This is a genomic window from Geomonas edaphica (genome assembly GCF_004917075.1).
GTDB classification, from domain to species: domain Bacteria; phylum Desulfobacterota; class Desulfuromonadia; order Geobacterales; family Geobacteraceae; genus Geomonas; species Geomonas edaphica.
Genome location: NZ_SSYB01000004.1, coordinates 184351 through 203954, shown reverse-complemented (window position 1 = coordinate 203954; position 19604 = coordinate 184351). Strand labels below are relative to the sequence as shown.

Annotated in this window: 10 protein-coding genes and 3 riboswitches; of the genes, 8 read left to right on the top strand and 2 right to left on the bottom strand. The window is 65.5% G+C overall.

The features are described 5' to 3' along the window. Positions 1 to 201: 201 nt before the first annotated feature. Entirely contained in the window at positions 202 to 600 is a 399-nt protein-coding gene (locus tag E8K79_RS11685; protein ID WP_136514901.1) for a hypothetical protein, read from the top strand. Between the two features lie 234 nt (positions 601 to 834). Then, entirely contained in the window at positions 835 to 2091 is a 1257-nt protein-coding gene (locus tag E8K79_RS11680) for a glycerate kinase type-2 family protein (RefSeq protein ID WP_136514900.1), read from the top strand. A 4-nt stretch (positions 2092 to 2095) separates the two neighbouring features. Here E8K79_RS11680 and E8K79_RS11675 read toward each other — a convergent pair whose 3' ends face one another. Both E8K79_RS11675 and E8K79_RS11670 read right to left on the bottom strand, forming a co-directional pair. Beyond that, the gene (locus E8K79_RS11675) at positions 2096 to 2425 is read right to left on the bottom strand and encodes a hypothetical protein (protein ID WP_136514899.1); all 330 of its coding nucleotides are present in this window, start codon (positions 2423 to 2425) and stop codon (positions 2096 to 2098) included. A gap of 125 nt (positions 2426 to 2550) precedes the next feature. After that, positions 2551 to 2793, bottom strand: a complete 243-nt coding sequence (locus tag E8K79_RS11670; protein WP_129124663.1) for a hypothetical protein — start codon at positions 2791 to 2793, stop codon at positions 2551 to 2553. Between the two features lie 329 nt (positions 2794 to 3122). Between E8K79_RS11670 and E8K79_RS11665 the strand changes: the two genes are divergently transcribed. The 6 genes from E8K79_RS11665 to E8K79_RS11645 all read left to right on the top strand — a co-directional run bounded on the left by E8K79_RS11665 (position 3123) and on the right by E8K79_RS11645 (position 19604). Continuing rightward, complete coding sequence (locus E8K79_RS11665) at positions 3123 to 3410, top strand: hypothetical protein (RefSeq protein ID WP_136514897.1); 288 nt, start codon at positions 3123 to 3125, stop codon at positions 3408 to 3410. Positions 3411 to 3517: 107 nt separating this feature from the next. Then, a riboswitch (cyclic di-GMP riboswitch) is annotated at positions 3518 to 3594 on the top strand. A gap of 117 nt (positions 3595 to 3711) precedes the next feature. Further along, positions 3712 to 4131, top strand: a complete 420-nt coding sequence (locus tag E8K79_RS11660) for a bacteriohemerythrin (protein ID WP_162604653.1) — start codon at positions 3712 to 3714, stop codon at positions 4129 to 4131. A gap of 142 nt (positions 4132 to 4273) precedes the next feature. Further along, positions 4274 to 4352: riboswitch (cyclic di-GMP riboswitch) on the top strand. 127 nt (positions 4353 to 4479) lie between these two features. After that, positions 4480 to 4557, top strand: a riboswitch (cyclic di-GMP riboswitch). A gap of 116 nt (positions 4558 to 4673) precedes the next feature. Beyond that, a complete protein-coding gene (locus tag E8K79_RS21275; RefSeq protein ID WP_198419389.1) occupies positions 4674 to 4835 on the top strand; it encodes a hypothetical protein in 162 nt (53 codons plus the stop codon). A 149-nt stretch (positions 4836 to 4984) separates the two neighbouring features. Beyond that, positions 4985 to 13615, top strand: a complete 8631-nt coding sequence (locus E8K79_RS11655) for a DUF11 domain-containing protein (RefSeq protein WP_136514893.1) — start codon at positions 4985 to 4987, stop codon at positions 13613 to 13615. A gap of 65 nt (positions 13616 to 13680) precedes the next feature. Next, a complete protein-coding gene (locus E8K79_RS11650) occupies positions 13681 to 18810 on the top strand; it encodes an OmpA family protein (RefSeq protein ID WP_136514892.1) in 5130 nt (1709 codons plus the stop codon). Between the two features lie 29 nt (positions 18811 to 18839). Next, the gene (locus tag E8K79_RS11645; protein ID WP_246043813.1) at positions 18840 to 19604 is read left to right on the top strand and encodes a hypothetical protein; all 765 of its coding nucleotides are present in this window, start codon (positions 18840 to 18842) and stop codon (positions 19602 to 19604) included.

The following is a 19604-nucleotide window of genomic DNA, read 5'->3' as shown; positions in this document are numbered from 1 at the left end:
AGCACTTTATCTCGAACTGCAGGCGTCCATCGCGTAACTGGGACAGGGCGGAATAAGCGACGATTCCTGCGCGCCTTGGCAGACAGGGGCGAGTCGAGTTCAGCTTTTGATGCTGCCGATGCAGGCGTCGATTGCATTTAACTGTTTTTGTGTAAGGATTCTAATGTTGTGGCGAATGCCCTTTAGGACAGGAGGAGAGCCATGAGCCGTTCGATTATGAGTTGGATCTACCCGGCGGGATGTTTCTCCTTACCGGAGATCAAGGAGAACCGCTGCCCTCTGTGCGGTAACTTCCGGGCCGACTGCACCTGTACCGATTGCCCGCATCCCGTTCTGGTCGATGGCAAAGAGGGGATATGCGGCGTGCACGGCTGTCTCGAACACCTGCTGGACCGCGAACTGGCCACGAGGATCGAGACGCTCGAGGGGCAGCTTGCCGGGCTAAGGGAAGAGGCGAAAAGGAGGGCGCGGACCACTCCCCCCTGCCCGGTCTGCGGCGAGGTGCAGGTGCTGGAGATTTACGACGACGGGCCGTGCTCCTGCCACGGTCATTTCTACGCCGGCGAGAAGTACGGCTGGATCAGGAAGGAGAGTTACTGACGCGGTCGCTCCCTTTTGTGCGTGGCCTGCCGTAGCCGCGGCAGGCCTTCTCTTTGCCCCAGCACTCTGCCCCCGCATCCCCTACCACCCACCCCGCAACCGGTCCACCGTCCACAAGGTCCACAAGCAGAGACTGCCGGTTGGCTGGCGGCAACGCGCCCCGGCAGCGCGTTAGCAGTTGCACAGCGCCCCCAGCTGTTGTATCTATGCTCAATCCGACCCTAGGAGGAGACGATGGAGCCGCGTCAACTGCTTGAGAAGATGTTCCAAGCCGCCGTCCGTTCCGCCCTGCCGGAGCATTGCCTGAAGGCCCATCTCCCCGAGCTCCCCTGCGGGAGAGTGGTCGTGATCGGTGCCGGCAAGGCTTCCGCCGCCATGGCGTGCGCGTTCGAGGAGGCCTGGACCGGCGAGATCTCCGCCGGACTCGTGGTCACGCGCTACGGCTACGAGGTCCCCTGCCGCCGCATCGATATCGTGAGCGCCGCACACCCGGTTCCGGACGAGGCCGGCCGGCACGCCGCAAGGCGCATGCTCGAACTCGTCGACGGCCTTACCCCCGACGACCTAGTCGTCTGCCTCATCTCCGGCGGCGGCTCCGCGCTCCTGCCGCTCCCCCTCCCGGGCGTGACGCTCGAGGAGAAACAGGAGTTGAGCCGCGCCCTGCTCGCCTGCGGCGCAAGCATCTCCGAGATCAACTGCGTCCGGCGTCACCTCTCCGCCATCAAGGGGGGACGGCTCGCCGCCGCCTGTCATCCGGCCCGTGTCGTCACCCTTGCCATCTCCGACGTGCCCGGCGACGGCCCGACCGACATCGCCTCCGGCCCCACCGTTGCCGATCCGACCACCTGCGCCGATGCGCTCGCCGTCATCGACCGTTACGGCATCAAGCTGCCTGACCACCTACGTCAATGCCTGGGCTCCGGCGAATCGGTGAAGCCGGGGGACCCGCGCCTTGCGCGCGCGGAATTCCGGCTCGTCGCCACGCCGCAGGGCGCCTTGGAAGCGGCAGCGGAAACGGCGCGCCGGGAGGGGGTCGCCGCGTACATCCTAAGCGACAGGATAGAGGGGGAGGCGCGCGAGGTCGGCAAGGTCATGGCCGGGCTTGCCCTGCAGGTCGCGCGTCGCGCTGAACCTTTTCAAGCCCCCTGCGTGCTCCTCTCCGGAGGCGAAACAACGGTGACGGTGAAGGGTAAAGGGCGCGGCGGGCGCAACGTGGAGTTCCTGCTCGCCCTGGCGGTGGCACTTGATGGCGCGAAAGGGATCTACGCCCTCGCCGGTGACACCGATGGTGTGGACGGGCAGGAGGAGGTCGCGGGGGGAATCGTGACGCCGGAACTGCTTAAAAGGGCATGGAGTTTGGGGATCAACCCGAGGGCGCGCCTGGACGACAACGACGGACACGGTTTCTTCGAGGCTCTGGGGGAAAGTCTGGTCACCGGCCCCACCCTCACCAACGTGAACGACTTCAGGGCGATACTGGTGACCGGGTAGCAGGTCAGCGCTGCGGTTCGGTCATCATCTTTTTCATCACGAGAACGAGGAAGGCGACCGCGGCGATGAGGGCCATGTCCTCGAGGGAGTTCCATGGCTTGAAGGTGAGTGCGGAATGGCTGTAGTAGTCAGAGAGGTAGCGGGCAAGGCCGGACAACAGGGAAACGAGGACGGCGCCGCGTGCGCCGTTAAGCCAGGAAACCATGGCGACCGGTCCGAGGTAGAAAAGAAGCAGCGAGTAGTCCCCCGTCACGTAATCGACGTAGCCAAGGACGATCACCAGCAGATACCCGCAGGTAACCAGCCCATCCCAGCTGTAAGCGACTTTGCGCATCAGCCCCCCGTTGTTACGATTGCACTCCCGCCCGAGCGGGCTCAGGTTTACGGCACGGCATCAACTGAAAAAGCCGCCCGATGGTCATCCAAGGGGCGGCTTTAACGTTACAGGTTAAGACCTGATTACTTCGCAGCCGGAGCAGCTTCAGCAGCCGGAGCTTTCTCGTCTTTCTTCTCAGCTTTCTTTGCTTTCTTTGCTTTCTTAGCAGCTTTCTTCTTGGCAACTTTCTTAGCCGGAGCTTTTTCTTCTTTCTTAGCTTCCGGAGCGGCCGGAGCAGCAGCCGGAGCAGCGTCAGCAGCGAAAACAACACCAGCGAAAGCAACAGCAACGAGAGCAGCGACTACGGAGGAAACGATCTTTTTCATTGTGGATCTCCTAAAGTTTGTTTGGTTTGAACTTCTGTCTTCCCTTATAGCATTCCCCGTGCCAAGTCTTTCAGCTGTGATGCAAGTTGCAGAAATTGCTGCAGTTGATCTCGTCCAGGGCGAGAAGGGGGCGCGCTTAGCGGTGCCGGGAGCCTTGGACTATACCTCAAATGAGGCATAGAGTCTCCCAAATGAGTCAATCGCTCCTTGCCTGGACTGTGCCGTGGCGGCAGCCCGGAGGGCACCGGCAGGGGGCACGTTTGACTTGAGGCGGCAAGGTGCTATCAATAAGGCGTTTGTCAGTCAAAAGAACTCAAGGAGGTAACAGGATGAAACTCATAGCACACAAAAACGTTGTCTTAACCATGCGCGTTGCAGCATTCGCCCTCGTTTTTGCCGGGGGGTATCTGTGCGGTTCGGTAACCGAGCACAGGGCCGACGCGCAGATGGGCGACCTCGGTTCGGAACTGCTGCAAAAGGCCGCCGGCAGTGGCGGTGTGATCGGCAGCGTCGCGCAACTTGGTACCACCATCTCCGACATGGAGAAGAACGTGAGCGGTCTGCAGAAGAACATCGACACCCTGAAAAAGGTGAAGGCGGCGTTGGGGGGCAAATAGGAGCGGCGCGCCTCCCTGTTCGCCGGACGTGTCGACATATGCAGGAAATCTCATTGACATGCTTTTCGACGTGCGATATGTTTTTGCTCGCAATACCAGAGAAGGATAGACGACAATACTAAACCATCCGCGAGGATGGGACGGAAAGCCTACAGGGTCTCACCGAGACAGCCGGGTCGCCGAAATATCACTTAAAGATATCGAGGCCCCGGCTTTTTTGCGTTCATGGGGCGTGCGAAACGTATCAAGCTTGCAGCGTTAACATTCCGGTGACTGGCATGACGCCATGTGCGGAGGGCTTATGTTTAACACGAAATGGACCCCGGATCTGGTGACCGGCATCGATGACGTCGACCAGTGTCATCGGTACATCGTCAGGATGATAAACGACGCGTACGACGGCTTCGTGGTCGGCATCAACCCCGAGAGTTACATCCTCGATGAGATCCTCGTCTGCATGTCACAGTGCTTCGACTACGAGCAGATGCTGATGATGGAGACCTGTTATCCCGATTTCCTCGCGCACCGGGACGAGCACGAGCTTTTCAGGCAGAGGATGATAGACGTGCACAGCCGCCGCAACAAAGAGGGGAACCTGACCATCGACCTGCTGGTCATCCTGGACCACTGGGTCAACCGCCATATAAGGGAGTGCGACGCGAAACTCGGGGCGTATGTTGGGGAGCTCTCGGCGCCGGAAGGGTTGTGCCGTACGGCGTGAAACGGGGAGATGGGCCATGCGGGCGGTGCTGCGTAGGCAATCGAGGGGATGGTAAAAAAGTAAAGGTATGTAAAAAAAATGTTGCAATCGATAAAGTCATCTGCTAAAAGGTGACCCGTCATTACAAAGCATTAAGTAAAGTTCTCCGAACGGGCAAAACCAGAGTGATCTGGTGACGCAAAGCCACGGGTCCTGACATAAAGGATAGCCGGGTTGCCGAAGAGATGAGTATCCATCTTGGCATCCGGGCAATATTACCGATACAAGGGGCGCTCTCATCTTTTGGCAGATGAGAGCGCCCTTTTTTTATTCCGGCGGCCGATTGCGCCCTCGAAAAAGTGAATACGTTCTCCGAACGGGCAAAACCAGAGTGATCTGGTGACGCAAAGCCACGGGTCCTGACATTAGGATAGCCGGGTTGCCGAAGAGATGAGTTACCATCTTGGCATCCGGGCATATACCGATACAAGGGGCGCTCTCATCTTTTGGCAGATGAGAGCGCCCTTTTTTATTGCCCACAATCAAAACCTGCGAGGCATGCAATGAAAGAGATGACGATACGGACCCTCGATCCAGAGTGGAAGAAGAAGCTCACCGAGTGCATGAAGGAGATAGGTCTTCTCTCCGCGCCGCACCTGCAGGTCACGGTGAACATCGCCGACTACCGCGTCTGCGACGCGGTGCGAAACGAACGGATGAAGTAACAGCGGCCTGCGGGCCGCCGTAAAATCGAACAGCGGTAAGTCTCATCCCTACGGGGCAAGTGAAACCCGCGTCAACAGCCGAAGCACCGGCTGTGGCGCGGGTTTTTTATTTTTACGTGTGTGGTGCAATTTCTTCGTCGAGGGCTGAAGTGAGAAATCTTATCCGGATAAAGCTGACGGTATCGATGGTCGCAGGGCTGCTGCTTCGGACTTCCTCCCGTCTCCGCCTGACTCTAACCGCGCTCCTCCTCTTTGCCGCACTCGGCACGGGTTCGACCGCGTTCGCCGCGGGGATCTTCTGCTCCCAGTTCGGCGGCGTGGTTGACGGCAACAACCCCGCCACCCTGGCGGCGGTGCGCAGTGCCTCCACCTTCGGGATCGACACGAACTGCACCATCAAGAACTTCCCCGATTCCATCGGCGGCTTCCCGATCACCAACATAAACTTCAACTTCCCGCAGCAGCAGTCCTACTACATCGCCTTCCTGGACGTCTTCTACTACGGCAACATGTCGTGCAACGACCCGACCCAGTCCGATTTCTGGATCTACTGGGCGCCGGGCGGGTACAACAACATAAGCCCCTCCTGCCAGGCCTTCATGGTGCCGGTGGACGCGGTCTCCAAGAAGAACCCGCCGGCGCAGACCACCGCCGCGGTGGGCGCCCCCTTCACCTACACCATCAGCGTGCCGCTCCTCGGGAAACTCGACGCCTCCGGCACCTTCCAGTACATCTCCAACGCCGACGACGCGACGGTCACCAACGTGGTGATCCCGGACGACCTCACCGCGACCGGGGCGGCACTCAGCTACGTGACCAACACCGCGTATCTCGTGAACCCGTCGACCGGCGCCAGGACCCCGCTAAACGGCGGCGCGCCCCTTAACCTTGGTGCCAGCGCCTCCTGGCTTTCCAACCACCCCGGCATCCTCTCCGACGGCACGAAGCACCTGGTCTTCTCCTATGAGAACAACGCGGCCCTCGCGTCGCTTCCGGCGGGTTACAACCTGGAGATCCAGGTCACCGTCGTCCTCGACAACGCCCCCGCGAGCGTGAACCTCGCCGGGACCCAGTTCTCCAACACCGCGAAGATGTGGTTCAACAAGCCGATCAACACGACGAGCATGGTCGACCTTCAGGCCTGGCCCGGCACCACCCCGCCGATGACCGTGGTTGAGCCGTTGCTCACCCTCGAGAAGACCGGCTCGGCCGCCACGGTGAACATGGACTCGCAGGTGCAATACACCCTGAACGTGCAGAACACCGGCGGCGGGGACGCCTGGAACGCGACCGTCACCGACCGCATCCCGGCGGGCATGGCGGGGGCGTCCCCCGTGGGCACCCTCTCCGCCCGGATCTACGCCTCCGACGGGATCACCCCGGTTACCGCACCGCTTGTAAGCGGCACCGACTACACCCTCACCTGGAGCGGCGGAAGCGGCACACCGGGGCTTCTCACCCTCACCCTGCTCGACACGGTGAAGATCGCCCCCACCCAGCGCCTCATCATCAACTACCAGGCCCAGGTCGACTCCACCGGCGTCGCCTCGGGGGCTAGCTTCACCAACATCGCGGGCGCGACCAGGTGGTACAGCGCGGGGAGCGGCTTCGCCGGGCGGCGCGAGTACGACCGCGCCATCACCGACGGCACCCCGGGCACCCTCGACTTCCAGGACGCCTACACGGTGACCGCGGCGCTTGCCGGTTACTACTTCCAGAAGACGGTGCGCGACGCCACCACCGGGACCAACCCGGCCGCCGCCGCCTTCCCGGGAGATCGGCTGCACTATACGCTTCTTCTGCAGAACTTCACCTGGCCCCCGCTCTCCAACGTGAGCATAAGTGACGTACTCCCCGTCGGGCTCGGCTCCATCGCGAACGTAACCGTCACCCCCGCCGGAGGGAGCACCAGGGTGCTACAGCCTTCAGGCACCTCGCAGGGCGCGATCACCGTGACCGGGCTCACCCTCCCGGGCGGGGCCACCACCAACGCGCAGCTCATGATCGAGTTCGACGCCACGGTGGATGCTGCGCTTCCCAACGGCGCGGTCCTCTCCAACCAGGCGAGCATGACCGGTATCGACAACAGCACCGTCCCGGCGACCAGGTGGGCAGGCGTCTCGGACGACCCCTACGTGAACGGCACCGTGCTCCTTGGTTCCGGGGGGGACCCGACCAGGGTGACGGTCCAGGCGCCGGGGGCGCTCTCCAAGGCGAACCCCGCCCAGGCCACTGCCACCATCGGCCAGCAGTTCAGCTATCTCGTGAAGGTCCCCGCCGTCCCGGCCGAGGTGCCGCTTTACGACGTGCGGATCCTGGACAACCTGGGACTCTCCGCCGCCGGGATGAGCTTCGTGAACGCCGAGGTGATCTCCGGAGGGGCCTGGAACCTCACCAACACGGGAACGGCCGGCAACGTCATCCTCCAGGACTTGGCCACCGGGGTGGACATACCGGCAGGGGGACAGGTGGTGGTCCAGGTGACGGTCGCGCTGCAAAACGCCGCCGCCAACAAAAACGGGCTTAACTTCGCGAACACCGCGTCTTACACCTACAACAAGATTAACGGCGACAGCCTGAGCCAGGCGGCGGGAGGGGCCGCGACCACGGCCGCCATGACCGTCGTCGAACCGCATCTCACCGCGACCAAGGCGGCGACCTACGCCTCCCCGGCCGGGAAGGACGCCTCGGCGCCCGCGGTGCCGGGCGACGTGGTGCGCTACACGGTCACCGTCAAGAACGACGGCACCTCTAGGGCCTACGACGCCGACGTGATGGACTTCCTCCCCGCGAACCTCTCGCTCGTCCCCGGCTCCGCCTCGGCCCAGATCGACGGCGCCACCGTGAGCGGCTTTGTCACCACGCCAGCGGCCCGCGCCGGTGGAGAGGTGGTATGGGGTGCGCAAAACGGCGACGCGAGCCTCGACATCCCCGCCGGCGGCACCCTGGTAATAAGCTACCTGGCCACCGTGCTCGCGACCGACGGCGCCCCCATCGTGAACCGCGTCTACGCCGACTGGACCTCCCTTTCCGGTGCCGTCGCGGGAGAGCGCACCGGCGCCGGGTGCCCGAACGTCACCGCGCCCAACAACTACTGCACCGGCCCGGTCACCACGGAGCTCGCCTCGTTCGACCCCACCACCCTGGTAAAGAGCGTCGTTTCCGACTCCTGGAGCGGTGCGGGTGCGAGCGCCACCGACGCGACCCTGCGCGTGGGGGACACCGTGGTCTACAACCTGGCGCTTAACCTGCGCGAGGGGACGACCGGAAACGTGGTGCTCACCGACCTGCTCCCGCCGGGGCTCGCCTTCGACTCGCTGGTGAGCGTGGCCCCCGCCTCGGGGGGGAACTTCGGCTATACGCTCATCTCCCAGCCCGCGCCGGGTACCACCGGCAGCGTCACCTGGAACCTGGGTAACGTGACCAACCTGGCCGACAACAACGCGGCCAATAACACCCTGACCATCCAGTACCGTGCGCGCGTCCTGAAGAACACGCTGGCGCAGTCCCCGACGGCGCAGCAGCTCGTGAACGGGGCGACCCTCTCCTACGCCGTCAACGGCGTTGCCGCGACACCGAGGAAATCGGAGGCAACGCTTAACCTCTGGCAGCCGCTTTTGAGCGTCTCGAAGAGCGCCGCGACGGCAAGCGGCGGCACGGTGATCGCCGCCGGAGAAAACGTCACCTACACGGTCAAGCTGGTGAACGCCGGCACCGCCCCGGCCTACAACGCGGTGCTTGCCGACACGCTCCCCTTAGGTCTGCGCCAGGGGGGTGTCAGCACGACTTCGGTGACGCTTGTCGACAGCGCCACGGGTGCGGTGAGCGCTACGCTCCCGATCCTCCCCCCGAGCTACAACCAGGCCACCGGCGTCGCGACCTGGAACTTCGACGTCGCGGGCTCCGCCTCGCTCTACGCAATCCCGGCCGGCAAGACGCTGCAGGTGGTCTACACCCTGAAGGCTGACGCGGGGCTTGGCGCAGGGGTGACACTAAACAACCAGGCGCAGGTCACCACCTACTATTCCTTCGACAGCCAGGACGTCCCCGCGGGAAGCGTTCTCGACCAGCGCCAGGCCTACCCGGCCACTCCCCCGGCCACGGTGCAGCTCACCACGGCGGCGGCGACCGCCCTCGGTAAGAGCGCACTCGTCGACAAGGCGGCCATCGGCCAGCCCTTAACCTACCGGATCACCGTCCCCGCCGTGCCGCAGCCGACCGCCATGTACGACGTGCGCGTCCTCGACGAGCTCGGTTCCGCGGCGACCGGCGTCGATCTCCGCTTCGTAAGCGTGCAGCGGGTCTCCGGCCCCGCCTTCACCCCGGTGAACACGGGGAGCGCCACGAGCCTCGTCATCGAGGATGCCGCCGCAGGCATCGACATCCCCGCCGGTCAGCAGGCGGTCCTCGACGTCACCCTCGTGCTCACCAACGCGGCGATGAACGCGCCGGGCAAACAGTTCCAAAACACGGCGAGCTACACCTACAACGGTGTGAACGCCACCCCGGCGACCAGGGCCAACGGCGCCCCGGGTGCCAGCGGCGCGGTGACCATCGTCGCCCCCGCACTCACGCTGCAAAAAAGCGGGCCCGCCACCATCAACGCGCTCGCCCCGGGTCTTTTCACCCTGGATATAAAGAATACGGGCGCGAGCACGGCCTGGCAGGCCGTCATCTCCGACCTCCTCCCCAACGTCACCACCCCGGCACCGGGGAGCATGTGCGGCTCGGCCCCCACGAACGTGACCGCGCGTATCTACCAGGCGGACGGGGTCACCCCGGTCTCGGGGACGCTTGTGAACGGGACCGACTTCACGGTGAGCTTCGCGCCCGCGCCCGCCTGCACCATGACCGTCACCATGAAGTCAGCCCAGGCGGCGCTCGCGCCGAACCAGCGCCTGATCGTCACCTACGCCGCAGCACTCGACCCGTACACCGCGGGTGGCATCACCCTCACCAACGTAGCCGGCGCCGCGAGCTGGCAGAGCGCCGACCCCGCGGTCACCGCACCGGGGAACATCCAGACCTTGACCGGAGCGCTCACCAACGGCACCCCCGGGGTCGTCGACACCCAGGACGCCTTCACCGTGACCACCCAGGCGCCGCTTTTAACCTTCACGAAGACGGTGGCGAACGCGACCACCGGCGGGACGGGCGCCACCGCGAAGCCGGGCGACATACTTAAATACACGCTGACCGTGAAGAACGTGGGTGCCTTGGGATCGGCGAACTTCACCCTGACCGACGAGCTCGACAGGCTGAACGGAAGCGCCATGTTCGCGCCGGGGAGCCTGAAGCTCCTCACCGTCCCGGCCGGTGCGACAACCTCCACGACCTCTGCGACCGGCGGCCTCAAGGGAACCGGCGTGGTGAGCATCGGCAACCTGAACATAGCACCGCAGGGGGAGGCGGGCGACACGGTGGTGGTTGAGTTCCAGGCGACCCTCGCACCGGTCCTCGACAACGGCTCGCTCGTCGCGAACCAGGCGCAGATCGCCTCGCCGCTTCTTCCTGCGCAGCTAAGCGACGACCCGTCCCTTTCCGGCAGCACCGATCCGACCCGGACCGTGATCGCCTCCGCCCCCTCCTTCACCTTCCAGAAGACGGTGCGGGACGTGACCTCCGGGACCGGCATCGTGAAGGCGGGTGACACGCTCAGCTACACCCTCACCCTGAAAAACGACGGCACCGAGAACGCGACCGGGGTGACGCTGCGCGACCAGGTCCCGGCGAACACCACCTATCTCCCGAACTCCACCACGTTGAACGGCAAGGCGGTCGCCGATCCCTCCGCTGGGGTGAGCCCGCTGCAGGGGGGGATCGCGGTCAACTCCCCGGCGAACCTCACCCCCGGTGCGATGCCAGCGGCAGCCGGAACGGCGACCAACGTCGCTACCGTCACCTTCCAGGTGCAGGTGAACAAGAGCGTCGTCGCGGGAACCCTGATCTCGAACCAGGGTGTCGTAGACGGAACCGGCGCTGCGAGCGGTGCCTTCAAAGAGGAGGTCTCCGACGACCCAGCGACCCCGGCCGTGGACGACCCGACCACCGTGGTGGTGGGGAGCCTGCCGCTCGTCTACGCACTGAAGACGGTGCGGCTTGCAACGGACGGCAACGGTAACGGCCTCCTCGATCCGGGTGACGAGCTGCAGTACACCATCAGCATGACCAACTCCGGCGGCGTCGACGCGACCGGGGTGGTCTTAACCGATGCGATCCCCGCCAACACGACTTACGTTGCGGGTTCCACGCGGCTGAACGGCCAGACACTGGCGGATCCCCCCGCCGGCCGTTCACCGCTTACCGACGGCGTCGGTGTCTACTCCGCGGGGCTCTCCGTGTCCTCCTCCCCCGGTGGCACCCTCGCGGCTGGAGGCACCGGCGTCGTCACCTTCAAAGTCCTGGTCGATCCCGGCGTCGCATCCGGGACCGTGATCAGCAACCAGGGGAGCGTAGCCTCGGCCCAGCTCCCCGCGGTGAAGACGGACGCCGATGGCAATCCGGGCAACGGCTACCAGCCGACCGTGATCGTGGTGGGGAACGCGCAGCGGCTTACGCTCACCAAGTCGGTCGCGGTGGTGGGTGGGGGCGCCGCCCTTGCCGGAAGCGTCCTCGAGTACACCATCCGCGCCGCGAACGTCGGGCTCATCCCGGCGACCGCGGTGGTCTTAAGTGACGACCTGACGCAGCTCTCTGGGAAAGGAAGCTACGTGGCGGGGAGTGCGCTCATGAACGGCTCCGTCAACGGGGTGAGCTTCACCGCCCCGGTCCTCCTCGCCGACTACGGTACCGCCTACGGGGCGCTCGCCCCCGGCGCCGCCGTCGTGCTTCGCTTCCAGGTGAAACTGAACGCGACCGTCGCAAGCGGAAGTGTCGTCGCCAACACCGCCCAGGCCTCCTGGGACACCCCGTCCCAACTGGCCAACGCGGGGACCTCGGTCACCGTCGGCGGGACGCCGGGAAGCGCCACCCTTGCCGGCACGATCTGGCAGGACGCAAACCACGACAAGACGATGAACGGCGGCGAGACCCCCGCTGCCGGCTGGTCCGTCGACCTCTATCAGGACGGCCGCGTGGTCGGGACGGTGCAAAGCGCCGCCGACGGCTCCTACCGCTTCAGCGGCGTCGCCCCCAACCCGGGAGGGGTCCCCGCCTATGAACTGCGCTTCACCGCGCCCGGTGCCACCGCTTCCACGGCCATGCTCGGCTGGTGCAACTCCCCCTTCACAAACGCGATGCAGCGCATCTCGGCCATCATGGCGGACGGCGGCACGCTCCTAGGCGGGCTCGACCTCCCGCTCACCCCCAACGGCGTGGTCTACAACTCCGTCGTGCGCACACCGGTTACGGGCGCGACGCTCGTCATGGTGGAGGCGAAAGGGATGACCGCCGTCTCGAGCGCCTGCTTCAACGATCCCGCCCAGCAGGGGCAGGTCACCACGGCGGGCGGCTTCTACAAGTTCGACCTGAACTTCTCCGATCCCTCCTGCCCCTCCGGCGGCGAATACCTGATCCGGGTGACCCCCCCCGCCTCCGGGTACATGACCGGCGAGTCGCGGCTCGTTCCTCCCGCCTCGGGCGAGGCCACGGTGACCTTCTCGGTCCCTGCCTGCCCCGGGAGCGGCCTGGATGCGGTTTCGACGCCCCCCGGCTACTGCGAGGCTCAGGCCTCCGAGCTCGCGCCGGGTGTCACGGTGCTCCCGGGGCCGGCAACCGCCTACTACCTGCGCCTCACCCTGAACAACCAGCAGCCCGGTTACGGCCAGATCTACAACAACCACATCGCCGTCGACCCGACCCTGGACACCGCCATCACCATCAAGAAGAGCGTCTCGGTGACCAACGTGACGCGCGGCCAGCTGGTCCCCTACACCATCACCCTGAGCAACACGCTCGGCGCGGCACTCAGGGGACTGACCGTGGTGGACACCTTCCCGCTCGGCTTCAAATACGTCGCCGGATCGGCACGCATGGACGGCGTGAAGGCAGAGCCCGCGCTCAACGCGCGGCAGATGGTCTGGACCGTGGGCGAGCTCGCGACGAAAACAAGCCACAGCATCACCTTCCTCATGATAGTCGGCTCCGGCGTCTCGGAAGGGGAGTACGTGAACCGGGCCCAGGTGCTCAGCACGGTCACCGACAGCGTCGCCTCGCTGGTCGATTCCGCCACGGTGCGCGTCGTCCCGGATGCCGACCTCGACTGCACCGACGTCATCGGCAAGGTCTTCGACGACGGTAACGGCAACGGCTACCAGGACGAGGGGGAGAAGGGGCTTGCCGGCGTGCGTGTCGTGACGGCGCGGGGGCTCATCGCCGGCACCGACCAGTTCGGGCGCTTCCACATCACCTGCGCCGTCGTCCCGGACGAGGAGCGCGGCAGCAACTTCATCCTGAAACTCGACGAGCGCACCCTCCCCACCGGCTACCGGGTCACCACGGAGAACCCGCAGGTGGAGCGCGCCACCCGCGGCAAGATGCTCCGCTTCAACTTCGGCGCCGCCATCCACCGGGTCATCTCCATGGACGTTGCCGACGGCGCCTTCGAGCCGGGCAAGACCGAGCTGCGCCGTCAGTGGCGGCCGCGCATAGAGCTTCTCATGAAGGAACTGGAGAAGTCTCCGGCCGTCCTGCGCCTCTCCTACCTGGCTGAGATCGAGAAGGATTCGCTGGTGCAGGGCCGCCTGAAGGCGCTCAAGAAGGAGATCACGGAACGCTGGGGCGACGGCTATCCCCTCACCGTGGAAACCGAGATCTTCTGGCGCCGGGGGGCACCGCCGTGATGCCTGCCGACTGGAAGAGAAGTGAACAAGGCAACCCGACCCTTTGGACCGGATGGATGGGAGAAATGGTGAAGCAAAGTATCGCCCTTACATGCTTGTTCCTGGTTTGCATGGCAGGCTCCGCCGCCGCGCAAGAGACCGTTGCGACCGCCGCGACCAAGGCGCCGACTCCGGCCGCGTCCGCCCTGGCGGGTGCCGCCCCCGGCGTCCGCGAGGCAGCCGGCCCCGGCGAGACCACCGAGGGACACCTCCCGAAGGACGTGAGCTATACGCCGTGGCTCCTCGACCCCGCCATCTTCGGTGAGGACCAGGGGGACCGTACCGAGAAGCGCCAGGTCCCCGAGAAGGATGTGAAGACGGTCAAGGTGGCGAACCTCGTCCCGCCGATCCACTTCCGCACCGGCGACGCGGAGATCACCAGGGAATACCTCGACCTTTTGCGCGGCGTGCTGGAGAAGATGCGCGGGCGCCAGAACGTCCGGCTCCACTTCGTGGGACATGCGGACAGCCAGCGGCTGAGCCCCACCCTCCAGGGGAAATTCACCGACAACACCGGGCTCTCCCGCGAGCGCGCCGGGACCACGGCCGAATACTGCCAGCGCGCACTGGGGCTTCCCCCCGAGGCGATCTCCTACGAGGGGCTAGGGGACACCCGTCCGGTCGCCTCGAACCTGACCGAAGAGGGGCGGGCCCAGAACCGCCGCGTCGAGGTGGAGGTCTGGTACGACGAGATCGGCGAGAAGATGGTGGAGAAAGAGATCATCGTTCCCGCCACGGTTAATCGCGTCAAGGTCTGCCGCACCGAAACGGTCTGTAAGATGCGCTACAATGAGGGGCTCGCGCACCGGGTGAGGCTCAAGCACCTCGTGGCCCCGATGCACTACGACGCGGCGCTCGTCACCGTCCCGGAGGAGTTTCTAAGGCAGGTGCGCCAGGCGCTAGACAACCTGAAGGACAAGCAAAACGTCGCGGTCCGCTTCACCGCCTACAGCGACACGGCACCCTTGGAGGCGCGCGACGAGCGCATCTACGGCGACCAGATCGGCCTCTCGCGGGCGGTGGCGCGGCGCGTCGCCCTCGCGGTCCAGGACACCCTGAAGGAAAAGAAGACGGTCTTCGAGAGCGACGGCAAGGGGAGCGTGCAGCCGGTCGCCACCAACGACACCCAGCAGGGGAGGGGGCTCAACCGGCGCGTGGAGGTCGAGTTCCTGCACGACGACCCCCTGCAGGAACTCCCCGACGAGCCCCAACTCTGTCCCGAGGACGCAGGAAGCGAGACGGTGACGCGGGTCTACGATCCCCCCTCCGGCCCGGTTGCCCCGATCCTCTTTGCGGACGGCAACCCCGTCCTCCCGGCGGGTTACACCGAGCGCCTGACCGAACTGATGGCGCAGATCCGCGAGCGGGCCAACGTACGGCTTCGTTTTACCGGTTACATCGTGAACGAGCGGCTCGACCGGCGTAACGCCGCCATCTACGGCGACGACGTCGGCTGGGCCACGGCGCGCGCCCGCCGCAGCATGCTCTCGGTGAGCGAGAAGATGGGACTCCCCCCGGCAAGGGCGGAGTTCGAGGGGCGCGGCTACGTCCAGTCCGACGACGTGGTCGCCACCGGCTTCACCGGTACCGGCGCCTCCCGCGTCGAGGTGCAGGTGATCTACGACGAGAAGGTCCCGGTGAACGACTACGAGGGGGTGGACATCCTGCGCATGACCCGCGAGGTGAACACCGTCGATCCGCTCGCCTTGAACCTCATGCGCATCTCGGTGGACGGAAAACCGGTCGACGACCTGAACAAGAGCGTCCCCGACCTGCAGCGCTGCACCGACCTGGCGCTTGACCGCGCCGAGATCCAGTTCCGCTACGACGACCTGAAGGCGGAGCCGAGGCTGAACGTCACCGCCTGGCCGCGCAGCATCGCCTACCGGGAAGAGGGAGTGGAGGGCGACGGGAACCTGGTCCGCTTCCGCCTCTACACGAACTACCACAGCTTCATCAAGCGGGGCGAGGTGCGCATCTTCGACGCGGCCGTCTCGGAGCGCGACCTGCCGCTCGCCGTGGTTCCTCTGGACGGCGAAGGGGTGGGGGGGTGGCGCGCATCGTTTGACACCCTTGCCGCACCGGTGAGGGAACTGAAGTACCTGGTCCGGGTCTACGACGCCGAGGAGAACTTCGACGAGACGGTCCCCCAGCCGCTCTGGGTGATCGACCATGCCGACCCGGCGGTCGCGAAGGCGGACCCGGAGCGCGAGCTTCTGGCCGGATACGGGGGAAGCCGCATCGCGGCTAAGAACATCCCGGTCGCCGGCGGCAGCGTCCTCGCCCACGGCAGCGCGATTCCCACGGGGCACCGTGTCTGGCTTGCCGGCTACCCGGCACCGGTGGACGCCAAGGGGCGCTTCATCGCCGAGGAGATCCTTCCCAAGGGGACGCACACCGTCGAGGTGGCGGTGCTCGACCAGGCGGGGAACGGCCAGCTCTACCTGCGCGACCTCGCCATGAAGAAAAACGACTGGTTCACCGTGGGGATCGCCGACCTGACCCTCTCCGCCAACAAGACGAGCGGCCCGGCCGAACTCGTGGCACCGGACCGGCCGCAGTACGGCCGCACCCTCGAAGCCGAGGGGCGCCTGGCCTTCTACACCAAGGGGAGCTTCGGCGACGGCTGGGGGCTCACCGCCAGCGCTGACACCCGCGAGGGTCCGCTGAACGAGATCTTCTCCAACTTCCTGGAGAAGTCCCCCGAGGCGCTTTTCCGGCGCATGGACCAGGACTACCACTTCCCGACCTACGGCGACGACGGCACGGTGACCGAGGACGCGCCGACCAGCGGCAAGTTCTACGCGAAGCTCGCCAAGAACCAGAACTACGGTCTGTGGGGGAACTTCAGGGTCGGCTACACCGACAACGACCTCGCCCACGTGGACCGCGGCCTCTACGGCGGAAACCTCCATTACCAGCTCCCGGGCGTGACCGGCTTCGGCGAGAAGCGCTTCGTGGTGGACGGCTTCGCCGCCGAGCCGGGGACCATGGCTGGACGCGACGAGTTCCGCGGCACCGGGGGGTCGCTCTACTACCTGCGCCGCCAGGACGTCCTGCAGGGCTCGGAGCGGGTGCGCGTCGAGGTGCGTGACAAGGACAGCGGCATGGTGCTCGCGACGAAGGATTTGACGGCGGTGCAGGACTACGACGTCGACTACCTGCAGGGGCGCCTGGTGCTCAGGGAGCCCCTCGAGTCGACCGCCTCGGACAACCTCCTCGTCCATAGTGACGCCATCGGGGGTAACCCGGTCTACCTGGTCGCCCGCTACGAGTACACCCCGGGGGTGGCCGAGCTCGACTCCGTCACCTTCGGCGGGCACGCCCACTACTGGTTCGGGGACTACGTGAAGCTCGGCGTCACCGGCAGCAAGGGAGACGACGGCGACGCCGGGGAGAGCCTCGTCGGTGCGGACCTCACCCTGCGCAAGTCCGCCGCCACCTGGCTGAAACTCGAGACCGGGCGCAGCAAGGGGACCGGGCTCTTCACCTCGACCTCGCAGGACGGCGGCTTCAAGTACGGCACGGTGCAGACGCCGGATGATGCGGCGGTCAGCGCGGGTGCCTACCGGGTGGATGCGAGCCTGGGGCTTGCCGACCTCGGCAAGGATTGGCGCGGGCGGATCACCCTGTACAGCCAGTTCCTCGAGGCGGGTTACACCGCACCCGGCCAGATCGCTGAGAGGGAGACACTTCAGGTGGGAGGTACCGCGGAAATCCCCGTTACCGACCGCGTGAAACTCACCTTCAAGGGGGATCATCGGAAGGTGGACCAGGGGCTTCAGACCACGGCCGCCGAGGCGGACGCCCAGTACCAGGTGGACGAGCACTGGACCGCCTCGGTCGGCGGGCGCGTCGATCACCGAAGGGACGAGTCCCTCGTGGTTCCCCTCACCCAGGAAACCGGCACCCGCACCGACCTCGTCGGAAAGGTCGCCTACGACTCGAAGGCGAGATGGATGGGGTACCTCTTCACCCAGCAGTCGGTGCAGACCTCTGGGAACCGCGAAGACAACGCCCGGACCGGCGCGGGGGGCACCTACCGGGTGACCGACCGCTTCAAGGTGAACGGCGAGCTCTCCGCCGGCGACCAGGGCGCTGCCGGGCGCTTCGGCGCCGAGTACCTCTACAGCGACCGGACCACCCTCTACATGAATTACGCCCTCGAGAATGAGAGGAGCGACAACGGCGTGCAGGCGAGAAAGGGGACCATGACCTCCGGGTTCCGCTCCCGCTACTCCGACACGACGAGCGTCTACGGCGAGGAGCGCTACACCCACGGCGACGCCCCGAGCGGTCTCCTGCACTCCTACGGCGTCGACCTCACCCCGACGGACCGCCTGAACCTGGGTGCCAAGGGTGAAGTCGGGACGCTCACCGACAACCTGACCGGCGCGGAGCTGAAAAGGACCGCGGTCGGTGTGAACGCGGGGTACGGTTTCGACAAGGTGAAGCTCGCAAGCGCCGTGGAATACCGGGAGGACGACGCCCAGCAGATCGATTTGAGCCGCGAGAAGCGCACCACCTGGCTTTTCAAGAACAGCCTGAAGTACCAGATGACCCCGGACTGGCGCCTGATCGGCAAGTTCAACTACTCGAAGAGCACGAGCTCCGAGGGGGACTTGCGCGACGGTGGATACACCGAGGCGGTGGTCGGTTACGCCTATCGTCCGGTCATGAACGACCGGCTGAACGCCCTCGTCAAGTACACCTACTTCTACAACATGCCGTCGGCGGACCAGATCGCCGGCACGACGACGGGGGCGAGCTTCATGCAGCGCAGCCACATCGCCTCCATCGACGCCATGTACGACCTGACCCCGCGCTGGACCGTCGGGGGCAAGTACGCCTACCGGCTCGGGCAGGTGAGCATGGACCGGGTGAACCCGGAGTACTTCGACAGCCGTGCCCATCTCGTGGTGGCGCGGGTGGACTGGCGCTTCCTGCACAAGTGGGATGCCCTCGTCGAGGGGCGGTGGCTCGATCTCCCGGACGCCCAGGACAGCCGCACCGGCGTGCTCCTCGGGGTCTACCGTCACCTCGGGAACCACTTCAAGATCGGCGCCGGCTATAACTTCAGCGATTTCTCCGACGATCTGACCGACCTGAGCTACCGGCGCCAGGGGGTGTTCGTCAACATGGTGGGGATGATCTAGATATGGAAAACCAAGGAGAGGTGGGGGGTATGGGGAAATTACTTAAGGCAGTCATCGCAGGGATCGCGCTCTTTTTGATGACCGGCGCGGCGTTCGGGGTGGAAGCGGCCCCGGTGCAGACGGAAACGGAGGCTTCACGGCAGGCGACTGGTGCGGAGGAGACGGCCTGCGTCGACGGCGCGGACTGCCGTTTCGCGCAAGCGTCGGATGAGGTTGACGCGGCGGAACCGGCGGATGCCGTTGACGCGGCGGAGCCGGTCGAAGCGGTGCAAGCGGCCAAACCGGTCGAAGCGGCGGCAGCGGCGAAGCCGGAGACGGCAGTAGCCAAACCGGAGACGGCGGCGGCCCGGCAGACTGCGGAGCAGGTGAAGGGGCTTGACGAGCAGGTCCAGGAGATCAAGGCGGACGTCCTCTCCATCGCGGCGCAGTTGAGCCGTCTCGAGGAGAAGCTCCTGTACCCGTCCGACACCCAGGTTGCCCTCTTCGTCTCGCTCGCGGGCGAGGAGAAGTTCCGCCTCGACTCGGTCTCCGTGGAACTCGACGGCAAGGAGGTCGCGCATCACCTCTATACCTACAACGAGATCGAGGCGCTCAGAAAGGGTGGCGTGCAACGCATCCACGTCGGCAACGCGATGACCGGAGAACACCCGCTGCACGTCACCGTCACCGGCAAGACCGAGGGGGGAACCGATTTCCGCAAGGATGAGAGCTTCAAGGTAGCCAAGGGGGTAGGGCCGAAACTCGTCGGCGTCGTCCTTTCCGGCAGCAAGAGCATCACCGTCAAGGACTGGTAA